Annotated in this window: 1 protein-coding gene; it reads left to right on the top strand. The window is 28.7% G+C overall.

Annotated features, from left to right (window positions below):
* Positions 1–103 precede the first annotated feature (103 nt).
* Positions 104–286 (top strand): TetR/AcrR family transcriptional regulator (locus ACSG5Z_RS31860; RefSeq protein ID WP_435712948.1); only part of this gene is annotated, 183 nt, incomplete at its 3' end.

Genomic DNA, 286 nt, shown 5'->3' with positions numbered 1-286 from the left:
AGTTGATATAACGTCAATGATATTATGTCAGTTGACTTTATATATGAATTCCTTTTACAATACAGTTATATTTTCAGATTTTTCAGTATAAAGAGGTGGTTCTTTGAAAAACAATACTCTTTCATCAAGAAAACACCGCTCCTTAGAAACAAAGAAGAAACTATTACACGCTGGTTACACTATTTTTATACATAACGGATTTCAACAAACGACTATTACACAAATTATTAAACATGCAGAAACTGGTTATGTAACGGCATATGTATACTTTAAAAACAAAGATGAT

The sequence above is a fragment of the Bacillus pretiosus genome (assembly GCF_051294775.1).
In the GTDB taxonomy this organism is placed as follows: domain Bacteria; phylum Bacillota; class Bacilli; order Bacillales; family Bacillaceae_G; genus Bacillus_A; species Bacillus_A wiedmannii.
This window is presented reverse-complemented; position numbering and strand designations above follow the sequence as displayed.